The sequence below is a fragment of the Kitasatospora setae KM-6054 genome (assembly GCF_000269985.1).
GTDB lineage: Bacteria > Actinomycetota > Actinomycetes > Streptomycetales > Streptomycetaceae > Kitasatospora > Kitasatospora setae.
The window spans coordinates 6,485,763-6,505,809 of sequence record NC_016109.1; the positions used below are offsets into that span (position 1 = coordinate 6,485,763).

Below are 20,047 nucleotides of genomic sequence, written 5' to 3' on the forward strand. Positions count from 1 at the left end.
TCCACGTCGCCGAGAGATCGGGGGCAAGGTCAGGAAGCCAAGGAGCCCGCGAGGGCCACCGGGCGGACGACCACGGGACGTGGCGCAGCTTGGTAGCGCACTTGACTGGGGGTCAAGGGGTCGCAGGTTCAAATCCTGTCGTCCCGACGTGAGTCGGAAAGGCCGTTGGCCGGGAGAAATCCCAGGTCAGCGGCCTTTTGTATGACGGAGTGTCAGGGGCCGCGAAAAGCGGTTCGCGTGCTGTTCGGGACCATTGTGGGACCAGGGCCCCGAAGGTGGGGGCTGTCGATCGCCAGGTGATGCCGGGGTCGGAAAAGGTGGCTCTGCGTGACGGCATGCCGGTGCCGCGGATGCCGTCGCTGTGCGGCGTGACGCCGGCTGCTCGCTGGAACCGGTCCTCCGCCGCGTCGGTGTATCCGAACGCCTGAGTGATCCGAACCAGTGTGCGGTGCAGCAGGCGCCGGGGTTCCGGTAGGGCCTCCAACTCCCTTGCCGCTGCCCGGGGAGAGTGGCCGGCGTCCGGACGCGAAGTGTCGGAGCGGGGACGTCCGCGGTCCAGTGGTGTGCCGCTCTCGGCAGGTCGAAGTGGCCTGTGGTGGTGTGTCGGTGAGCGCGATGCCCTGCCCGGGGCCGCCGTGCTCGGTCCACTCGATCGGGACGTGGCGCGGCGCGGGAGTGATCCGCTCCCGCAGGAGCTTGCGCATCCGGTCCGGGTCCGCGGACGACCGGTCGGGCGGCAGCAGCCGGGTGAGCACTCGGGAGGGGGCCTGTGGTGCGGTGGCGGTGCTTGACGGCGCCGGCCTGGCCGGGGTGAGTGGATGTGGCTCGTCGGGGCGCCGGAGGGGCGCGCGGGCCGCGGCCGTCGGCCGTGCGGTGTCCTGCGCCGTGTTCGGCCGGTCGCGGCTCGGTCCTGCGTGGTGGTCGGCACGGTGATCGGCTGGGGGGAACTGGCTGGTCGCCGTGGGGTCAGCGGGGCCGCAGGGCCGCTTCGGAGCCCTGCGGGCCGCGGGTGGTCAGGCGGCGGGCGAGTCCGTCGGCGAGGAGCAGGGCGGCGGCGGTCGCCAGGGCGGCGAGGTGCTCGTAGCCGGCGAGCTCGGGGTCGGCCACGGTGAGGGCGGTCGTCAGCAACGCCACGCCCAGTGCCGTCCAGCGGGCCCCGAAGCGCCAGGCGACCAGCAGGCCCAGGCCGACCACGGCCGCCGACGGTCCGGTGTCCCGCACCTGGGCGAACTCGGCGGGCAGGTGGAGCAGGTGGCCGGGCGGCCGGGACACCCCGATGCGTGCGTAGCAGGTGCCGGCCAGCGAGCAGGTGTAGCCGACGGCGAGGCTGCGCCACGGACCGAGGGCCAGTTCGGCGGTGCCGAACGCGAGGACGACCAGGAACAGGGCGGTCCAGCAGGGCAGGTGGATGGCGGGCACGAAGATCGAGAGCGGGAAGCGCAGCAGCGCCACGTCCCACGGCTCGGCGGCCCGGACCACGCCCATCCGGGAGACCAGGGCCGCTCCGCCCGGGGATTCGTCGACCGTCGCGAACAGCAGCACCAGGCCGCCGGCGACCGCGGTGAGGGTCAGTGCGGCCGCGCCCCTGGCCCGCAGCCGGGCCTGCGCCCGGCGGTACAGCGGACCCCACTCGTTCTCGGCCGCGCGCCGGATACCGGGAATGTCCACGACGGTCCTCCGGTCCTGGTCAGGAGTCGACGGCCGCCGGCCGGTCCGCGGCGGCGGCGTGCGCTCGGCTGTCGGCGGCGGCGGCGGCGTGCGGCCGGCTGTCGGCGGCCGAGGTGCACGGCCGCAGCAGCGAGAAGTAGGCCAGGGCCGGTCCGGACTGCCGGATGACGTGCAGGCCGACGGCGTTGGCGTGCCGGGCCAGGGCCGCTGGGCGGATCTGGTGGCGGTCGAAGAACTCGCCGACGACCAGGCGACCGGTCGGCTTGAGGACCCGGCGCAGTTCGTGCAGGGCGGCGGGCACGTCCGGGATCTCGCCCAGCGCGGTGACCAGGTAGGCGGCGTCGAACGTGGCGTCGTCGAAGGGGAGTTCGCGTGCGTCGGCCAGGGTGGGGGCGATGGTGTCGAGGCCGGCCGCGGCGGCTCGGCGCATCACGTGGTCGAGCATCTCCTGCTGGATGTCGACGATGTCCAGCCGGCCGTCGGCGCCGAGCCTGGGCGCCACCTGGAGCGACTGCAGCCCGGTGCCGGGGCCGATCTCCAGGATCCGCTCGCCCGGCAGCGGCTGCAGCTGGTCGGCCAGCCGCTGCCAGGACAGGAACGGCAGTGGCAGGTCGAGCAGTCGGTGCTGCGCGTAGGGGTACGGCGCGGAGTCGGTCACCCACCAGGCGGTGGCCGCAGCCGCGACCGAGGCGCCCGCCAGGGCCCAGATGCCGGCCTTGCCGAACGGGACGCTCAGGGGCGAGGAGGGGTGGCGCATGGGTTCTTCTCCAACGGTGGTGGTCGGCATGGGCGGTGGCGGGCACGGCGGCCCGACCGTTCGGTCGGCGGCCGCGGTGGTGCCGGCTCAGTGGATGTGGATGCCGCCGTTGGAAGTGGCCACGGTGAGGGAGGCCGCCGCGCCGCTGTTGCTCGGCAGGTCGATCTGCGGCGAGGAACTGCTGCTGCGGGTGTCGATGCGGTAGCCGGTGCCCGGGGGCACCGACAGGTCGACCGCGCCGTCCTTGGTGGTCACCCGCACGTCGTTCGGAGCCGTGCCGAAGGCGGCGGTGACCGCGCCGTCCGCGGTGGTGATGTCGGTGTGCTTGGAGGCGGCGCCGGTCAGGCTGACCTGGCCGTTGTTGCTCTTCAGGGTCACCGGGCCGGTGGGGTTGCGCAGGGTGATCGAGCCGTCGGAGGTGTGCAGGTCCAGCGCGCCGGCCAGACCGTCCGCCGCGATGGCGCCGTTGCCGCCCTCGACCTTGACCCGCAGCGAGGCCGGCAGGGTGACCTGCAGCTGGCAGTCGTCGGGGCAGGAGGCGCTCACCGTCGCGGTGTCGCCGGACCTGGTGGTGGTGACCTGCGGGGCCTGCCCCGCGTAGGTGCCGCTCGCCGAGACCTGCACGGTCGGACCGTCGCCCGCGCTGAGCGTGACGGAGGCGTCGTGGCTGTCGATCCGGAGCAGGGTGGCACCGGTGGCGTCGGCCTGGCCGTTCTGCGAGAACGGCGTGCGGTTGAACTCGTTCGCGGGGTTGCACCCGGCCAGCACGGTACCTGCGGCCAGCACGGCCAGTCCGGTCATGAGGCACCGCCGGGCGGTGCGGCGTGGGGTATTGATGGTTTCACTCCTCGTTCTCGGGAAGGCCGGTGGCCCGCACCGGTGTTTCTCGGCGGCGGTCGGGGGCGGCGCGTCCGCGCCGCCCCCGACCGGCCATCTGCCTTCCAGCCAACCGCAGTTCGGCCGGGCCGACACCGTGGTCAGCCCACCGAACCGGGGTAGGGATAACCCCCCTGTCAGTCCCAGCCGTTGTTGTCCGGCGGGATGACGGTGCGGACGGTGGCGGCCGGCGCGGTGCCGGCCGGCGCGGTGGCGGCGTGCGGGTGCGCGGCGGTGCCGGCCGCGGACGCGGCGGCCGGCGCGAGCGGCATCCACGCGCTGACCGGCGAGCTCGGCGGGGCCCTGGAGACCATCCTGCGGGCCTTCCAGGTCACCCGGGCGGTGCTGCCCTCGGCGGCCGTCGGCCTGGTGGACCAGCAGCTGCGCACGGTCACCGACTTCGCCGTCGGGAGGCGGCTCTACCGCCGTTCGGTGGCCGACCTGCCGCACGCCCGCAAGGTGCCGGCCGACGCGTTCCTCGACCTGCTGATCGGCGACGCGTTCGCCACCACCGTCTGCCGCGCGCTGCACCTGCTGCCCGGTCAGACCAGCTGCTACGCCGCGGCCGTCAAGTACCTGGTGCCGGAGCTGTTCCGGGAGGCGGTCGACTCGCTGGGCGTGGTGCTGGGCGCCCGGTCCTTCCTGCGCGAGGGGCGGCACGCGATCTTCCAGAAGCATGCCCGGGACCTCCCGGTCGCCTCCCTGGTGCACGCCGGCGGCACCGTCTGCCAGGCGACCGTCATCCCGCAGCTGCCGCGGCTGGCCCGCAACGGCTGGCTGCGCGACGAGCCGGCCCCGGCCGAGCTCTTCCACCTGGCCGGCCCGCTGCCCGAGCTGGACTTCGACCGGCTGGCCACCACGGCCGGGCGGACCGACCCGCTGCTGGCCGTCCTGCCGGCGGCCGCGGAGCGGTTCCGGGACGAGCCGGAGCTCGGCCCGCTGTGCCGCCGGCTGCTGGACGAGGTGACCGCGCTGAAGGGCCTGGTCGACGCGCTGCCGCCACGCGACCGGACCCCGCTGGCCGGCCCGGTGAGCTTCGAACTCGCCCACCGCTACGCCCTGCTGCTGGCCGCCGCCGCCTGCCTGGGGGTCTGGCAGGCCAACCCCGACAACCCGAGCGCGTTCCTGCGCGGGCCCGAGTGGCTGGTCGCCGCGCTCGGCCGGCTCACCGCCCGGCTGGGCTGCCCGCCGGTGGCCGGCGCCCGGGAGGCGGAGGAGTCCGTCGTCACCGAACTGGTGCGGCGCTACGAGGAGTGCATCGCCTTCGACCTGATTGGACGACGCCTTGCGTGAGCAGACCGTTCCCCCGCACACGGCTTCCGGGCGGACGGCCGAGCCGGCCGCGGCCCGCTCGGGCTCAGTGGACCGTGATGCCGCCGCCCTTGGTCCGCACCACCACGCTGTGCGGCGCGTTCGTGGCGGTGTTCGGCAGCGAGACGCTCGGCGACGACTGCGAGCTCTGCGCGTCGACGTGGTAGGTGGCGTCGTGCGGCAGCTTGACGTCCACCCCGCCGTCGCCGGTGGTCACCTTCAGGGCGGCGGGGGCCGCCGTGAAGGAGGCGCTCACCGCGCCGTCCGAGGTGGTCACCTCGGCGTTCGGGGCGCTGCTGTCGGCGAGGCTCACCCCGCCGCCGGTGCTGTGCACGGTCAGCGGGCCGGACGACCGGGCCACCTCGACTCCGCCCTGACCGGTGGTCAGGTCCAGCCGGCCGGTCAGGCCCTGCGCCTGGATCCCGGCGTCGCCGGTGCTCACCCGCGCGGCCAGGCCGGCCGGCACGGTGATCCGCAGGTGCTCCGAGCAGTCGTCGGGGCAGTCGGCGGTGACCGTGATGTCGGACCCGGAGCGGGTGACGGAGACCTGCGGGACGCCGCCCGTGTAGCTGCCGCTCATGGCCACCGTGACCTGCGCGGAGTCGTCCTGGCTCAGCGTCACGCCGAGGCCGTCGGCCTGGACCGTCACCTGGCCGGCGCCGGCCGCGTCCTGCTGCCAGTTGCCGCTGTACGGGTGGTGCGCGGGGAGCAGGGCGACCACGCCCCAGCCGGCCAGGGCCACGACCACGACGAGGACGGCCAGCCCGACGAGGAGGAACCCGCGGCGCTTCTTCGGTTCGGTAGTGATCTCAAGCTCCCAGGTAGCGTAAGACGGCGAGCACGCGGCGGTGGTCTCCCGCCTCCTGCTGCAGATCGAATTTCATGAAGATGCTGCGGATGTACTTCTCCACCGCCGCCGTGCCGATCGTCAGATCGGCCGCGATCCCGGCGTTGGAACGGCCCTCCGCCATGGCCGTGAGGACTTCCCGTTCGCGCGGCGTCAGGGTGGCCAGCGGGTCCCGCTGCCGGCTGCTGGCCAGCAGTTGCTTGACCACCTCCGGGTCGATGACCGTCTCGCCCGCGGCGACCCGGCGCAGCGCGTCCACGAACTCCTCGGCGTCCGACACCCGGTCCTTGAGCAGGTAGCCGACCCCGTTGTCGTTGGTGTTGACCAGGTCGACGGCGTAGCGCTCCTCGACGTAGTGCGAGAGCACCAGGACGGCGGTCTCCGGCCAGCGGGCGCGTACCGCCAGTGCGGCGCGCAGGCCCTCGTCCAGGAAGGTGGGCGGCATCCGGACGTCCGTCACGCAGGCGTCCGGCCGGTGTTCGGCCACCGCGCGCAGGAGTTGCTCGCCGTCGCCGACCGAGGCGACCACGTCGATCCCCTGCTCGCTGAGCAGCAGTTCGATGCCCTGGCGCAGCAGCGCGGAGTCCTCGGCCAGTACTACCCGCACGGCAATTCCACCTCGATCACGGTCGGTCCACCCACCGGACTGCTCAGCCGGAACCGCCCGTCCACCCCGGACACCCGGTCCGCCAGACCGGACAGACCCGTGCCGGCCGCGAGGTCGGCTCCGCCGCGTCCGTCGTCGCCCACTGTAACGTCCACACGGTCGCCCTCCCGGTGGATCTCCACCCAAGCCCGGGTCGCCCGGGCGTGCTTGGCGACGTTGGTGAGCGCCTCGGTCACCGTGAAGTAGGCGACCGCCTCGACGGTGGAGGAGGGGCGCGGCTCCACCCGGACGTCGAGGCGCACCGGCACCGGAGCCAGGGCGGCCACCGCGGAGAGCGCCGCCGCCAGGCCGCGGTCGGTCAGCACCGGTGGGTGCAGGCCGCGGGCCAGGTTGCGCAACTCGGTGATGGCGCTGAGGGTTTCCCGCCGGGCGTCCTCGACCAGCTTGCCGGTCTCGTGGTCACCGGCCTTCTTCAACCGCGAGCTGGCCCGGCCCAGGGTGATCGACATCGCCACCAGCCGCTGCTGGGCGCCGTCGTGCAGGTCCCGCTCGATCCGTCTGCGCTCCGCCTCGGCGGCGTCCACCACCCGGGCCCGACTTTCCGTCAGGTCGTCGACCCGCTGCTGCAGCGCCATGCCCCGGGGCCGGGAGAGCAGGGCGACGGCCAGCGCGGTGTCCAGCGCCAGCAGCAGTCTGACGACCAGCGGGGAGAGGACCGCGCCGACCAGCAGCGCCACCGCCGCGACCAGCAGCGCCCGGGGCAGCGAGTCCACCAGGAACGGCCCGAGCCGGGCCTGCCCGCCGGGCAGGCCCCGGTAGTAGGCCGGAAGCAGCACCAGGGTCAGCGGCACGGCCCAGGTCAGCGCCACCCCGACCACGGTCACCACCGCCACCGGCATCAGCAGGACGAAGTAGCCGATCAGCCGCCAGGTGCAGAGGTTGTGGACCAGCGACCGCAGCGACGCGACCAACCGCCACGAACAGACCGGCGCCGGCAGCTCGTCGAGCTCCAGCCCGCAGGTCACGGCGAACCGGGCGCGCTCGAGGGCGGCCAGCCGGAACAGCGCCCACCCCGCCGCCACCACGAGCGGCAGGCCCACCAGGCCGGCCGGCACCAGGCAGACGGCGAGGACCAGCACCACCAGCACGGCCAGTCCCGCCGACGCCACCAGAGCGTCGAGGACCAGGTGGACCGACGCCCGCCACAGCACGGGGGAGACCAGCGCGCGCAGCGGATTGCCCGGCACCACCTCGCGGGGTGGCCGGGCGTCCGTCCGGGCTCTGCCGGTGGCACGGCCGGCGATGTTCTCGGTCAACTGCGTCAGACCCGCTCTCGTGGGCAGTGCGGACGGTGACCAGGTCACCGTCCGCGCCTCGATCCGTCAAGGCGACGCTACCCACCCCGACCGCCCGTCAGCAGCGAGGAGAACCCACGAGCGGGGGTAGGGTTTACCCCCCGTCCGACCGGTGGGTCCACGCTGCCGACCCGACGCCGCCCGGTGCGACATCGTGGGGACATGACCGATCGACACTCGAACGCCGCCGACCGCCCCGGCCCGGCCGGCAGGACAGACGACATCGAGCAGTTCCTCGTGCACTACGGGGACACCATCGACGACCGGGTCGCCGAGATCGTCGAAGAGGTCCTCGTCGAGCAGCTGGAGCACCACCGGCGCGACGTCGTGCTGCCGGTCACCGTCGCGCTCCTGGCGGCCACCGCCGTCTCCCTGGCGCTCATGTGGTGGAGCCCGTGGACCGTCCCCCTGGTCTGGGCCGCCACCACCGTCATCTGCGTTTCGCTGTCCCGGACCGCCCGGAACCCGCGCCGCTCGGCGGCCGGCTCGGGGTTGGCGTAGTAGCCGTCCGAGACCTGCCGTCCGTCGGCGTCGTGACCGTGCGCGAACGGCCGCCCCTCGGTGTCGGGCCAGCGCGGGTCGAAGCTCGAACCGGTCATGCCCAGCGGCTCGAACACCAGCCAGCGGTGCGCTTGCCGAACACCTCATCCATGCTGGTACTCGTGGAGGGTGCCACCGAGTCGCGTTCGTCGGCGTATGTCCAGGTGGGCGATCCGGCCCGGGGCGTCGAACGGGGCGGGCAGCGGGTGGAGGGGCGGGCGTTGGTGAGTCCCTGATCCGGCCTGTGCTCGTTTACGAGCAGCCCTCCGTCTGGGCGCCGGTAGCCCCAGCCTGGATTTTCCCTGGCCAGGCGCAGTAGCAGCACTCATCGGCAGCAGTCGCAGCATCGCGAACGCGTTCGTCACGCCGCGGAGCTCGTCTGTCCTGTCAGGGCACCCGACCCGACCGACGAGGCCGGCACCCGGACACCCCCAGCGCAGCGCCTCCCCCCATGGCGGATGAGGTTCTCGGCGAGGGCACCGTTCCGAGCGCCGGTGAGTCAGTGGGCGAACGGGACGGTGCCCCGGGAGCCCGTTCCGGCCCTCGTCGCCGAGGCGCTCTCGCGGCGTCTGGGCCGCCCCCTCACGCCCGTGGACGCGGGCTTCCCGCGTCCACCGGCGCGGGGCAGCGTCTACCGCCTCGCCGACCTCGACGAGGTCCGGGGGGAGGAGGTCCACCGGGCCGCCTGGCTCCCGCGGCGCCAACCGGCCCGGATCGGCCCGAACTCCGCCGCGGGGCCGCGCCGGGCACCGACGCGGCGCCCGCGGCGCCCCGCTGGCGGAAGGACGGCGGCGGGGCGCCGGGGACGGTCACACCGTGCTGCGCTTCGAGGCCCCGGCCGTGAGGTGGAGGCGCGTCTCGGTGACCACCCGGTGGTGGACCACGGCGAGCGGTCCCAACCCCGCCAGGACCTCCTCGACCTCGGCCGGCTGGAGCCTGCCGGGAACGAACGGTGCGGTGTTGACCACCGTGACGGTCGAAGCGTCGCGGAGCCGCTCCGGGGCCAGGTCCTGCCAGCTCCGCAGGGCGACCACCGGGCGGGCGGCCCGTACCGGCGGGGCGGTTCCGGCTCCCAGGTCCAGGACGAGGTCGCTCGCCGCCACGGCTCCCGCCGTGGCGGCGCGGTTGTCGTCGGCGCGGTAGCACCACTGGTCCGGATGCACGCCGCGGAGGCGGGGCAGGCGCGCGCGCAGCACGGCGAGGATCTCGGAGGCGGTGCGCACCGACGTGCAGGGCGCCAGCACGAAGGCCGCCGCACCGCTCGGGGGGAGCGCCGTCCGCCGCGCCGTCTCCACGTCCGGCACCCGCACCCACCGGACGGCGGCCCCGGACTGCCGGAGGCCGCCCGGGGCGGACGGATCGGGGTCGCCGACGAGCAGCACGGTGTCGCCGTCCGCGGCGAAGGCCCGCGCCGCGGATTCGATCCGGTGCGGCAGCGGGCACGCGTGCTGCCCGCCGCGGGCGGGGCGCGGAACCGGGCCCGGCACCGCGCCCCGCCCCTCCCGGCAGTCGGCGACGACGGCCGGGACGAACAGCCGGCGCGTGCGCACGACGGCGCTCCAGTCGGCGACCGCCTGCCGGACCTGCCCGATCCAGCGCGGCGGAGCGGCGGCGGCGAGGCCCAGGGCTTCGCCGCCCGGCATCGTGAAGGTGGTGGCGACCAGCGTCGCCGACTCCTCCGGCGGCGTCCCGCCGATGTCCCTGCGGTCCGCCGTCCCCAGTTCGGACGGAACGCCCGCACGCTCCAGGTGCGCCTGGAGCAAGGGGGCGGCCGGGCAGTCGACCCGGCCCCGGTCCGGGTGCCAGAAGCCGGACAGCGTCACCACCCCGTCGTTCAGGACGAGCCCTGTCGGGAGTTCGCAGGTCGTCTTCGATCGCGCAACCACGGTTGTCCGTCTCCTTCGCCGAGTCGATGTCCTCGCGGAACCCCGTGACTTTTCGTCGTGGGGACCGGATCGGTCGGGTCGGCCGGAGCGGAGCGGGTGTTTCCGGTCAGCGGGTTCTGGCGGCACGGACCGTTCGTGGTCGTGCGGAGGCCGTTTCGTTCCGGTTCGGGTGGGTGCCGATGCTCCTTCCGGTCCTCTTTCCGACCGGGTCACCGCAGTCCTGTGCGTCGGCGGAGCCCCTGCGGGACCGCGTGAAGTCGGCCGGATCGCACCGCCGCCCGAGGGCACGGCCTCCCCGGTCCGGACCGCCGGGCGGCCCTCGGGCCGGATCCTCCGGGCCGCGCCGGGGGCGCACGGTGGGCCAGTGCGTCGGCACCCCGAACGCCGCGGCCCGGGGGTCCGGGACGAGTCGGGGCCGCTGTGTCGGGACGGTGGCTTCGCGGACCTGTTCGCCTCCCGCCGGAGCCCGGCGCGGTCTTCCGCGCACCGCCGGTGGTCGTCGGCGTCCCGTCTCCGCGCCGGTGGTGCGGCCGTCGTCAGCCGCCGGAGATGGAGGTGAGGATCTCCACCCGGTCCCGGTCGGCGACCGGGAGGTCGAGGCCGTCGTCGGTGAGCAGGTCGCCGCCGCGCAGGAGGCGGTGGTGGCGCCGCAGGGCGCCGCGGTCGTCCAGCAGGACGGCGCCCAGGGCGGGGTGTTCGCGGGCGAGGTGGGCCAGGGCCGCGCGGACGGTGGGGGCGTCGACGGGGATCTCCCGGCGGTAGTCGGCGAAGCGCAGCAGGGAGCCGGCGCAGACGATGATCATCGGTGCTCCTGTGGGGTGGGCACGGGGTGGAAGGTCTCGACGGCGGTCGCGTGGGTCTCGCCGCGCGCGGAGACGATGCGGTGGCTGAAGGCCGGCCCTTCGGGTCGCAGGTGCGCGGTGGTGCGGACGGTGGCGCTCTCCAGGAACCCGAGGGGTCGGTGGATGTCGAAGTCCAGGCTGCGCAGCGGGCGGGCCCAGGTGGACCGCAGCAGGGGACGGGTGTCGGCGTGGGCGAGGAGGAGCTCGTCCCGGGCGGCGGCGAACAGGTCGGGGACGGGGACGAAGGTCCACTGGTCGCCGACCTCGCACAGGTGCCGGTGGAGGGTGAAGGGGTGGGTGTGTTCGACGACCGGCCCGCCCTCGGCGGCCAGGCGGTCGAGGGCGGCGGGGACGGGCGAGTGGCGGCGGGGTGCGCCGCGGTGGTCGGCGGGGAGCCGGTCGAGCAGGGCGGCGGGCATCGGGCCGAGGCCCGCGCCGCACAGGACGGCCGGGTCGAGGTGGGAGACCCCCGCGGTGAGGCGGACCTCGGCGATCTGCCGTCCGGCCAGGGAGACGGTGGTGTCGCAGCTCAGGGCGGTGTCGCGGGGGCGGCGGAAGACCACGGTGGTGGCGGTCTCGAAGGCGGCCGCCCCGGTGTAGCGGGAGGGGACGGGGTAGCGCAGTTCGGCGGTGGACAGCGGGAAGCCGATCCCGTGGGTGTGCATCAGCTCCGCGATCGGCACCAGGTGCTCCTCGCACCAGGCGGCCCATCCGGCGATGGCCAGGGCCAGCAGCGCCCGCGGGTGAAAGCCGGTCTCGCCGTACAGGGTGGGGTTGCTGCGGACGCGTTCGACGGTGGTGGCGGCCATCCGGGGCTCCTGGTGGTGGGGTCGGTGCCGGGCGGGTCGGTTTCAGGTGAGGCGGGTGTCGGCGAGCCGGGCGCGGGCCGTGGCGCGCTGCCACTTGCCGCTGCTGGTGCGGGGGATCCAGCCGGGCGGGGCGAGCCGGACCTCCACCTCGGCGAGGCCGGTCTGCTCGCGCACCGCCGCGGTCAGCAGCTGCCGCAGCTCCGGGGTCCGTTCGGCGGGCAGGGTTTCGGCGACCAGGACCAGGTGCTCGCCGGGTTCGGTGGGCTCCACCGCGAAGGCCACGCAGCGGCCCCGGTGCACGCCGGGCACGGAGCGGGCGGCGGCTTCGACGTCCTCGGGGAAGTGGTTGACCCCGCGCACGATGATCATGTCCTTGGCGCGGCCGGCGACGAACAGCTCGCCGTCCAGCAGGAATCCCAGGTCGCCGGTGCGCAGCCAGGGGCCGTCGAACAGCTCCCGGGTGGCCTCGGGGTGCCGGTGGTAGCCGGTGGTGAGCATCGGTCCTTGGAGCTGGACCTCGCCGAGGGTGCCGTCCGGGCACGGCCGGCCGCGGGGGTCGGCGATCCGCAGGCGCAGGTCCTCGACCGGGGTGCCGACCGAGGCCAGGGCCTTGCCGCCGGGCGCGTCCGGCGGGAGGAGCCGGGCCCGGCCGTGGTCGGCCAGCAGGGCCCGGTCGAGGTGCTCCACCCGCGGGCGGGGGCCCGGCCGGGCCATGGTCGCCACCAGGGTGGCCTCGGCCAGGCCGTAGGCGGGGCGGACCAGGTGCGGGCGGGCGCCGGCGGGGGCGAGGGCCCGGTCGAAGGAGTCCAGGGTGGCGGGGCGGACGGGTTCCGCGCCGTTGACGCCCAGCCGCAGGGCGGTCAGGTCGAGTTCCGCGACGGCGCGCGGGTCCGCGGCGGCGGCTTCGGCCAGGCGGTCGTAGAAGAAGTTCGGCCCGGCGGTGGCGGTGCCCCGTTGTTCGGCGAGGTGGCGCAGGAAGCGCAGCGGGGAGCGCATCGCGGTCATCGGGGCGAACTGGTGCTGGTCGCCGCCGTGCAGCAGCTGCGCCAGGGCGGTGACCAGGCCGAAGTCGTGGAAGTGCGGCATCCAGCCCACCCAGGTGTCCCGGGTGGTGATTCCCCAGGACCGGGCGGTGGACCGGACGCCGTGCAGGTAGGCCCGGTGGGTGAGGCGCACCCCCTTGGGGGCGCTGGTGCTGCCGGAGGTCAGCTGCAGCACGGCCAGGGCGTCGGCCCTGCCGGAGCCGTGGTGCGGCCGGGCGCCCCGCTCGTCCAGCGGGATCACTGCCAGCCCCGGCCGCAGGGCGCGCAGCCGGTCCGCGCAGTCCCGGTAGGAGGGCGCCACCAGCAGGTGGCGGATGCCGCCCGCGTCCAGCAGGGGGACCAGCCGCTCGGCCCGGGTCCGCGCGTCGCCCCACGGCAGCGGCAGGACGGCGGCGGCGCAGCCGGTGCGCAGGACGCCGAAGAAGGCGGTGAAGAACGCCGGGCCGGTCGGGGTGAGCAGGCCCACCACCCGGTCTTCCGGGACGCCCCGGTCGCGCAGGCCGGCCGCGGACAGGGCCGAGGCGCGGGCCAGTTCGGCGGTGGTGATCCGTTCGCCGGTGTCCGGGAAGGCCAGGAACTTGTCCCCGTGCTCGGCGGCCTGCTGTTCCAGGGCGGTGACCAGGGTGTCGTCGGCGGTCATCGCGCCTCCCGGGCGCCGGGGGTGGTGCGCACCCAGTCCTCGACGGCCCGGAGGTAGTCGGGGCTCGCCAGCGGGCTGCGCAGTACCTGGTCGGGGAGGGCGAACGCCTCGGCCAGCAGGGGCAGGTGCGGGGCCAGCCGGGCGGTCACGGCGCCCTGGCGGGCGTCCAGGCCGGCGGCCTGTTCGGCGTCGAGCAGTTTCGCGCCGAGGTACCAGCCGGTGTGCTCGGCGAGGTCGTCCAGGGCCCACGACTCGGCCAGCAGGCCGAGCAGTTCGAGGCCGAGCGGGTCGGCGCAGGCGGCCGCGGCGCGGGTGGTGGCGGCCAGGGCGCGGGCCCGTCCGTGGGCGGTGGCCAGGTCGCGGACCGCGCCGACGCCGGCGTTCCAGGCGTCGAAGACCGAGCCGCCGGAGCGCTCGTCCGCCTCCAGGGCGGCGGTGGTGCGCTCGCGCAGCACCGCCTCGCGCGCCGCGAGCAGCGGCAGGAGGCCCGTCCCGGGCGCGTCCGGTGCAGCGGAGTCGGTTGCGGCGGCGAGCAGTTGGCGGCCGGCCTTGATCATGATGACCTCGTTGTCGCCCTCCGCGGTGATCGCGCCCTCGTTGACGGCGAGGTAGTCGGCGATCCGGTTGAGCGAGAACAGCCCCTGGGCGCCGCACCGCTCCCGGCAGGTCTGCAGGACCTCGCGGGCGGTCCAGGTGGTCAGCGCCTTGGTGACCGCGATCTGCCGCACGAGGGCGTCGGAGAGGCGGTCGCCGGCGCTCCGTTCCCGGGCCAGCGCGTCCTTGGCCTCGCCGACCAGGAAGGTGGTCGCGTACGACGCGGCGACGCAGCGGACCAGGGCCCGCTGGTGGGTGCGGTAGGCCGCCAGCGGCACCTGGCCGCGGCCGGGGGCGAAGGTGAGCCGCTGGTGGGCGTAGCGCACCGCGAGGGCGGTGGCGGCCCGGGCCATCGCGGCGCTGCCCGCGGCCAGGCAGAGTTTGCCGCCCTGGATGGACTCGATCGCGCCGAGGAAGCGGGTGACCTTGCGGTGCAGGGGCGCGTCGAGGGTGCCGGTGCGGGCCAGCGTCAGGCGCTCCTCGGCGAGCATGGCCGCCAGTGGCAGTCGCACGTCGTGGAAGCTGGTGACGGCGTTGTCCAGCGCCAGGCCGGGTTTGTCCGGCAGCGCGGCGAGGTGCACCCCCTCGGTGGGGCGTTCGCCGTCGGACAGCCGCAGCAGGAAGGGGAAGACGCCGCAGTCCCGGCCGTCGACCAGGGCGCGGGCCAGCACGACGCCCACCTTGGGGATGCCGTTGAGGCAGGTGTTGGGCATGTACTTGCGGGCCCGCGCGGACGGGGTGGTCAGGACGAAGCCGCCGGCCGCCGGGTCGAAGCGGGCCCGCGTCTCCAGGGTCACCAGGTTGTTGCCGTAGCCGAGTTCGGTGGCCACGAAGACCCCGACCGCCCGCAGCTCCTCCAACTCCTCTACGGTGTCGGCGAGTTCCGGCCGGTCGGCGGCCTGCTGGACGATGCTGCCCAGCGCCAGGTTCAGGTGGGTGGTCATCACCGTGAACAGCGTCCCGTCGACCAGCGCGGCCCACTCGTGCAGCGCGGTCAGCCGGTGGACGTCGCCCAGCAGGTTCCGGGCGGGGTGGACGTGCCGGCTGATCAGGGCCAGTCGTCCGTAGGCGCGCGCGGCGGTCTCGGCCGCGCCCTCTCCCGCGGGGCCGGGGTCGAACGCGGGTCCGGCGACGAGGCGGGCGAACTCCTCGTGGTGCTGCGGGTGCGGCCCCCGCAGCAGGGCGGTCAGCGCGTGCACCGTGGTGCTCATCCGCGTTCCCCCGCGGCGAGGAGGCGCTCGACGTAGGCGAGCGCGGCCCGGGGCGTGGCGATCCGGTCCATCGCCTCGGTCGGGACGGGCACCCGCAGCGCCTCCTGGAGGCGGTCGGCGAGTTCGACCATCGCCAGCGAGTCGAAGCCCAGGGCGCGGAAGGACAGGTCGAGCAGTTCCTCGCCGTCGGCGGCGAGTCGGCGGTCGGGGGGCAGGCAGAGCTGCATGAGGTCTTCCAGGGCGGAGGAGGAGAAAGCTTTCACTACGGTGCTCCTGGGTGGAGGGCGGCGGGGGCTCGTGGTGAGCCCGCGACCGCGGCCGGCGTGTTCGGGGCGCCAGGACCACCGGGTGCTGGGGGGCACAGGCACCAGCGGTGTTCCAACGGGCGGCCGGGAACCGGTACTCGCGGCGGGGCCAGGTGAAGGAGCCGAGAGGCCGGCTCGTGGGGGTGCTGCGCGTGACGGATCCCCGGCCAGGGCGGCTGTCGTTCCTGGAGGACGGTTCCGGAGCCTGTCGGACGACCTGGCCACAGCGACCCGGTAACGGGTCGACCCGGGGTCGTGACAAGAAGGGACAACGACGGGCCCCTCCGAACACCCGCATCCTCCGCCGACCGCCGTGCGTCATCAAGCGGTCGGGAACGGAAGGCCGCTCCTGTGACCGGGCGGAACGCGTGAGCCGTTGTCCGGCCCTTCCGAGGGGCGCGCGGAGGAGGGCGCGCGCCCCGTGCCGCCCTTCCCGGCGGCGGGACGCACGCCCGGCCGCTCAGGGGCGGTTGCCGGGGTGGCGGCCTGTTCGTGCGGCCAGTTCGCGGATGGTCCCGAGGTCGCCGGCGGGGCAGGGCAGGGGCGGGGAGAAGTGGCCGCTGGCCACGATGTCCCGGTACTCGCTGAACTGGGCGAGGGCGGAGGCGACGACACGCTCGGGGAGCTCGGCGCCGGAAGGGCACGCCTGCGAGAGGTCCCACCAGTGCACGGTCAGATCGGCGGCGAGTTCCCGCGCGTAGCCGAGGCCGTCGCGCAGGCCGTAGGGCAGCCGCAGCTGCCTGTCGAGGGCCCCGGGCCGGGCCAGTGACCTGACCGCGGCCTCCGCGGCGTGGGCGACCACCCCTTTGGGGTTGGCGCCCAGCACGTCCGTGGAGAACCTCCGGGTCGAGCGGGCCACTTCCTCGCCCGCGACCGCGGCCGGGACCCAGAGCAGTTCGCCGGCGATGTGCGCGACGAGGTCACGGACGGTCCATTGGCTGCAGGGAGTGGGTCCCTCCCAGGCGTCAGCGGCGATCTCCTCGACCAGCTCGGCGATGGCGGGGAACAGGTCGCGGACCACGACCAGGACCGCCAGATGGGATCCCGGCGGATGGAAGCAGCGGTTCATCATGGTTCCCTTCGCCACGCGACTGTGCGTCGGAGCTTCGTCCGGGCGGTACCGGAGCAGGCCGGGGCTCCGGTGGGACGGGGGTGCGGCCGCCCGGCCCCGGTGCACCGGGAGGACGACCGTGACCCGGGACGGCTCCACGCCCTCTCCTGACTGCTTCGACTGCCCGCGGCCCCGTCTCCCGGACCGCCACGGAGGGATTCGTCGCCCGGCCGGGGGCGGATCGGTGGCAGGGGATGCGCAAGGTGTTGAAATTGTCCCCTCCCGTCCACTGTTTGCAACGCCGAGGGGAGACGAGGCCGCTGCGGAAAGCCGCGCGGTGGCAGGCGGCGGCACGACACGGCGTTCACCTCGGCCGCAGGAGACGGACGGCGCCCGGAACGGCCTCCCGGATTTCTTTACGCGGCACGATAATTGACGAACCAGCCGCTCCGAGGGGGGATACGGAGCGAGATTCCGGAACATGCTGGGAAGGGCAGGACGCACCGCGGAGCCAGTGGCGCGGCCGGGCCCGACAGCCCCGCCCCGTGACCCGATGGGATCGGAGGGACCATGAGAGCGCACCTGCTCACCCGCGCCGTCCGGGTCTCCGCCGTGCCGCCGGGTGCTTGCGCGGCCGCCCGGAGGGCACCGCCGCGCGGATTCCCGGATCCGGCCTGTTCTCCCGTCACACGCCCGGCGTGCTCCCAGCCCCCCTTCAGGAGACAGCCATGACCCGTTTCCGCCGCCTCGTCCCGCCGCTCGCGCTGAGCCTCGTGTCGCTCGGGGCGCTCGTGACCTCCGGCGGTTCGGCCCGGGCCGCCGACCCGCCGGCCGTCGTCTGCACGACCACCGCCACGCAGCACTACAGTCCCGGGCTCACGCTCGTCTCCCGCCCGACACGCATCACGGCGAGCGCCACCTACGCCTGCACGGGCGCCGGTTCGGTGGACACGGCCCGGCTCGGCTTCGACTACACCGTGGACGCCGGCTGCCTTCCGACCTCGTCCCCGGTGACGACCGGGATCAGCATCCTGGACTGGAACGAGGGGCCCGACTCCGAGATCACCTCCACCTTCGTGGTCACCAGGCCCGCGGGCCAGACCGTGGGGACCTCCGTCGGCACGGTGACGGCGGGCCAGTTCAACGGCTACCTCGTCCATCTCGTCGGCACGTACCCCGGATCGGACCCGCTCGCCTGTGCGACCCCCCAGGGGGTCACGTCCAGCCAGGGAGAGCTGGTCCTCACGCTCACCCAGCCCTTCTGAGCACTCCTCCCGCCGAACACGGAGGTACCCGCGATGCCGGAGCCGGGCACCGAGGTGACCGCCGCGCTGGCCGGTGTGAGGCGCCCCGGTGACGTCCTCCTCGTCCACGACGCCGTGCTGCCGAACGGGCTCTCCTTCCGCGTACGGCTCCCCGAGGCGCACGACCTGTTCGGCGACCGGGGCGGCGACGGACTCCCGGAAGACGCCCTCCTGCTCCGATCGGTGGTGGAACAGTGCGCGTACGCGACCCTGCAGCACACCGGGCTGCTGCGGCACCGGGAGGTCCCGCTGAACACCTCGTCGACCAGCCGCCTCCTGACCGGCCGGCCCCTGCGCCCCCTCCCCGGGGGACTGCTGGCGACCTGCCTCGTCGAACAGCTCCGGACGAGCCGGACGGGACGCACCCGGCGCGTCATCGCCTCCTGCGTCCTCCGGGCGCCGGACGGACGGGTGGTGGCGGACGGCGAGACGACCGCGGGGGTCCTGGAGGGCACCCTCTACCGGAACTGGCGGGGAGCCGGAGTCGTCCGGGCCGGACAGCTGCCGACCGCCCCGGGCGAACCCCGTGCCCGCGCGGGGCGGGTCAGGTCCCGGCCGGAGAACCAGGTCCTGGCTCGGATCGGGCGGGAGGACGGGGGCGCCCATGCCGTGCTGCGCCTGTCCGGTCCGCACCCCTACCTGCTGCCCGCGTCCGCCGACCACGTGACCGGGCGGCTGTTCGCGGAGGCGACCCGGCAGCTCGTGCTCGGTGCGTGCGCGCCGGACGGCAACGGAGTGCGAACGCTGCACCTGTCGTTCCCCCGGCTGTGCACCCTGGACGCCCCCGTGCGGGTGCGCGCCGTTCCGTGCCCGCGGTCACCGGCGTCCGCCCGATGGCGCGTCCTCTTCTCCCAGGCGGGCGCCACGGTGTGCACCGGGCGCGTCGAGACGGGGGTCTGACCGACGCGCAGGTGCGGCGCGAGCGTTCCCGTGCGGCCGGAACCCGAAGCGCGCGGCCCGCGACGCAGCCTCCGCCGCGGGAGCAGCCGGTGGCCCCGCCCACCTCGTGCGGGTCACCCGCACTCCCGCGGCGCCGTCCCGTCCCGCCCCCCGACACCACCGACGTGGTGACGACCGGCACCCACGGGGAGGGGAGGCGGGCGCGGACGGGGGCTCAGGCCATCGTGACGACGGGCTTGGAGCAGAGGGTGGCGGCTCCGGTGACGATCAGGACGGCGGCGGTGGCGGCGAACATGGCGCCCGGGTGGGACTTGGCCAGTGCGCCGCACAGCACCAGGGAGACGGGGGCGGCGACGTAGCCCGCGACCATGTCGACGGATATGACGCGACCGAGGATCTCACCGCGGATGTTGCGCTGGATCCAGCTCACTCCGAACACGCCCTGGAAGCCGATGCCCAGGCCCATCAGCAGCACCACGCCGACGGCTCCGGCCAGGTTGCCGAGGATGCCCAGGGCGAGCATCCCGGCGCCCAGCCAGCCGGTGAGGGCGGAGATGAGCAGGCCCACGCGCAGGTGGCGGCGGGTCGCGCCGCCCAGGAGGGCGCCGACGATGGCTCCGGCGGCCAGTGCGCCGTCGAGCAGGCCGAGGGAGGTCGCTCCGCCGTGGAACCGGAACTTGGCCAGGCTGGCGAAGCCCACGGTGAACGGGCCCGCGTAGCAGAAGGTCACGGCGGTGTCGATGGCGACCATGGCGCGGATCCGCGGGTCGGAGAAGACGTAGACCAGGCCGGCCCGGATCCGGCTGCCGAGGGATTCCCCGGCCGTGTCGGCGCCGGTCCTGGCGGCCGGGGCGGTGATGCGGCGGGTGGCCCGGCCGGCGAACAGGGCGACCAGGGCGAAGCAGCAGCTGTCGACGGCGAAGGCGGTACTGGGGTCGGTGGCGGCCACCACGATGCCGCCGACGGCGGGGCCGAGCACCGAGGCGATCCGACTGCCCACGCTGAGAAGGGCGTTCGCCGGCTCCAACTGCTCGGGCTCGACGACCGAGGGCAGGACGGAGCTGCGCGCGGGCTGGAAGAACGCGTCGACCGCGCCGAAGCACGCCGCTGCCGCGAACAGCATCCACAGGTCGAGCAGGTGGGTGAATCCGGTGGCCGCCACCCCCGCCATCAGCGCGCAGCGCAGCAGGCTGGAGAACACCATCAGGTGGCGGGCCGACACCCGGTCGCTGAGCGCCCCGCCGAGCAGGGTGAGCAGGGCGCGCGGCACGGCCTGGCAGGCGAGGACCACGCCGAGGGCCAGGCTGGAGTGGGTGAGCGTGAGGGTGATCCAGGCGAAGGCGACGGTGCTGAACCCGTCTCCCAGGAGCGAGAAGGACTGGGCGGTCCACAGGTTGCGGAAGGAGGGCGTGCGCAGGGGCGCGCGCAGGGAGGGCCGTTCGGCCGGGGGCACGGGCGGGGTGGCGGTCTGAGTCATGCGCTGCTTCGTCGCCTTCGTCTT

General features: G+C 74.8%; 18 protein-coding genes and 1 tRNA gene. 5 read left to right on the plus strand and 14 right to left on the minus strand.

Translation table 11 applies throughout. The features are described from left to right. Window positions 1-73: 73 nt before the first annotated feature. Window positions 74-147: transfer RNA gene (locus KSE_RS28675), tRNA-Pro, on the plus strand. An 819-nt stretch (window positions 148-966) separates the two neighbouring features. On the opposite strand, the gene KSE_RS43030 is transcribed toward KSE_RS28675, so the two are convergent. From KSE_RS43030 to KSE_RS28690, 3 genes are all read right to left on the minus strand, one after another. Continuing rightward, window positions 967-1,668, minus strand: a complete 702-nt coding sequence (locus KSE_RS43030) for a hypothetical protein (RefSeq protein ID WP_014138864.1) — start codon at window positions 1,666-1,668, stop codon at window positions 967-969. Between the two features lie 19 nt (window positions 1,669-1,687). After that, the gene (locus KSE_RS28685) at window positions 1,688-2,425 is read right to left on the minus strand and encodes a class I SAM-dependent methyltransferase (protein ID WP_014138865.1); all 738 of its coding nucleotides are present in this window, start codon (window positions 2,423-2,425) and stop codon (window positions 1,688-1,690) included. Window positions 2,426-2,512: 87 nt separating this feature from the next. Next, complete coding sequence (locus tag KSE_RS28690) at window positions 2,513-3,226, minus strand: DUF4097 family beta strand repeat-containing protein (RefSeq protein ID WP_014138866.1); 714 nt, start codon at window positions 3,224-3,226, stop codon at window positions 2,513-2,515. A 240-nt stretch (window positions 3,227-3,466) separates the two neighbouring features. Here KSE_RS28690 and KSE_RS28695 point away from each other — a divergent pair, with 240 nt between their 5' ends. Then, window positions 3,467-4,594 carry an acyl-CoA dehydrogenase family protein gene (locus KSE_RS28695; RefSeq protein WP_014138867.1) on the plus strand — a complete coding sequence of 376 codons (1,128 nt, stop codon included), beginning with the start codon at window positions 3,467-3,469 and terminating at the stop codon, window positions 4,592-4,594. Window positions 4,595-4,658: 64 nt separating this feature from the next. On the opposite strand, the gene KSE_RS28700 is transcribed toward KSE_RS28695, so the two are convergent. From KSE_RS28700 to KSE_RS28710, 3 genes are all read right to left on the minus strand, one after another. Further along, entirely contained in the window at window positions 4,659-5,360 is a 702-nt protein-coding gene (locus KSE_RS28700) for a DUF4097 family beta strand repeat-containing protein (protein ID WP_014138868.1), read from the minus strand. Window positions 5,361-5,421: 61 nt separating this feature from the next. After that, entirely contained in the window at window positions 5,422-6,066 is a 645-nt protein-coding gene (locus KSE_RS28705) for a response regulator transcription factor (RefSeq protein WP_014138869.1), read from the minus strand. Then, window positions 6,057-7,382, minus strand: a complete 1,326-nt coding sequence (locus KSE_RS28710; protein WP_014138870.1) for a sensor histidine kinase — start codon at window positions 7,380-7,382, stop codon at window positions 6,057-6,059. The genes KSE_RS28705 and KSE_RS28710 overlap by 10 nt, the downstream gene beginning before the upstream one ends. 201 nt (window positions 7,383-7,583) lie before the next feature. Between KSE_RS28710 and KSE_RS28715 the strand changes: the two genes are divergently transcribed. Continuing rightward, entirely contained in the window at window positions 7,584-7,922 is a 339-nt protein-coding gene (locus KSE_RS28715) for a hypothetical protein (RefSeq protein ID WP_014138871.1), read from the plus strand. Window positions 7,923-8,770: 848 nt separating this feature from the next. On the opposite strand, the gene KSE_RS28720 is transcribed toward KSE_RS28715, so the two are convergent. The 7 genes from KSE_RS28720 to KSE_RS42375 form a co-directional block, all read right to left on the minus strand. Next, window positions 8,771-9,847, minus strand: coding sequence for a hypothetical protein (locus KSE_RS28720; protein WP_148283170.1), 1,077 nt, complete (start codon window positions 9,845-9,847; stop codon window positions 8,771-8,773). Window positions 9,848-10,383: 536 nt separating this feature from the next. Next, on the minus strand, window positions 10,384-10,650 hold the full coding sequence (locus KSE_RS41505) for a MoaD/ThiS family protein (protein WP_014138873.1): 267 nt from the start codon (window positions 10,648-10,650) through the stop codon (window positions 10,384-10,386). Beyond that, the gene (locus KSE_RS28730; protein WP_014138874.1) at window positions 10,647-11,498 is read right to left on the minus strand and encodes a hypothetical protein; all 852 of its coding nucleotides are present in this window, start codon (window positions 11,496-11,498) and stop codon (window positions 10,647-10,649) included. Before KSE_RS28730 ends, KSE_RS41505 begins: the two co-directional genes overlap by 4 nt. A gap of 42 nt (window positions 11,499-11,540) precedes the next feature. Further along, entirely contained in the window at window positions 11,541-13,181 is a 1,641-nt protein-coding gene (locus KSE_RS28735) for an AMP-binding protein (protein ID WP_014138875.1), read from the minus strand. Continuing rightward, entirely contained in the window at window positions 13,178-14,986 is a 1,809-nt protein-coding gene (locus tag KSE_RS28740) for an acyl-CoA dehydrogenase family protein (protein ID WP_014138876.1), read from the minus strand. Before KSE_RS28740 ends, KSE_RS28735 begins: the two co-directional genes overlap by 4 nt. Next, complete coding sequence (locus KSE_RS28745) at window positions 14,983-15,249, minus strand: acyl carrier protein (RefSeq protein WP_014138877.1); 267 nt, start codon at window positions 15,247-15,249, stop codon at window positions 14,983-14,985. The genes KSE_RS28740 and KSE_RS28745 overlap by 4 nt, the downstream gene beginning before the upstream one ends. Before the next feature lie 502 nt (window positions 15,250-15,751). Next, window positions 15,752-16,378, minus strand: coding sequence for a TIGR03086 family metal-binding protein (locus tag KSE_RS42375; protein WP_148283171.1), 627 nt, complete (start codon window positions 16,376-16,378; stop codon window positions 15,752-15,754). A gap of 692 nt (window positions 16,379-17,070) precedes the next feature. Between KSE_RS42375 and KSE_RS28755 the strand changes: the two genes are divergently transcribed. Both KSE_RS28755 and KSE_RS28760 read left to right on the plus strand, forming a co-directional pair. Next, entirely contained in the window at window positions 17,071-17,607 is a 537-nt protein-coding gene (locus tag KSE_RS28755; RefSeq protein WP_014138879.1) for a hypothetical protein, read from the plus strand. Between the two features lie 33 nt (window positions 17,608-17,640). Further along, the gene (locus tag KSE_RS28760; protein WP_014138880.1) at window positions 17,641-18,546 is read left to right on the plus strand and encodes an AfsA-related hotdog domain-containing protein; all 906 of its coding nucleotides are present in this window, start codon (window positions 17,641-17,643) and stop codon (window positions 18,544-18,546) included. 214 nt (window positions 18,547-18,760) lie between these two features. Here the strand turns inward: KSE_RS28760 and KSE_RS28765 are convergent, their stop codons facing one another. Continuing rightward, a complete protein-coding gene (locus KSE_RS28765) occupies window positions 18,761-20,023 on the minus strand; it encodes an MFS transporter (RefSeq protein ID WP_014138881.1) in 1,263 nt (420 codons plus the stop codon). Between the last annotated feature and the right edge of the window lie 24 nt (window positions 20,024-20,047).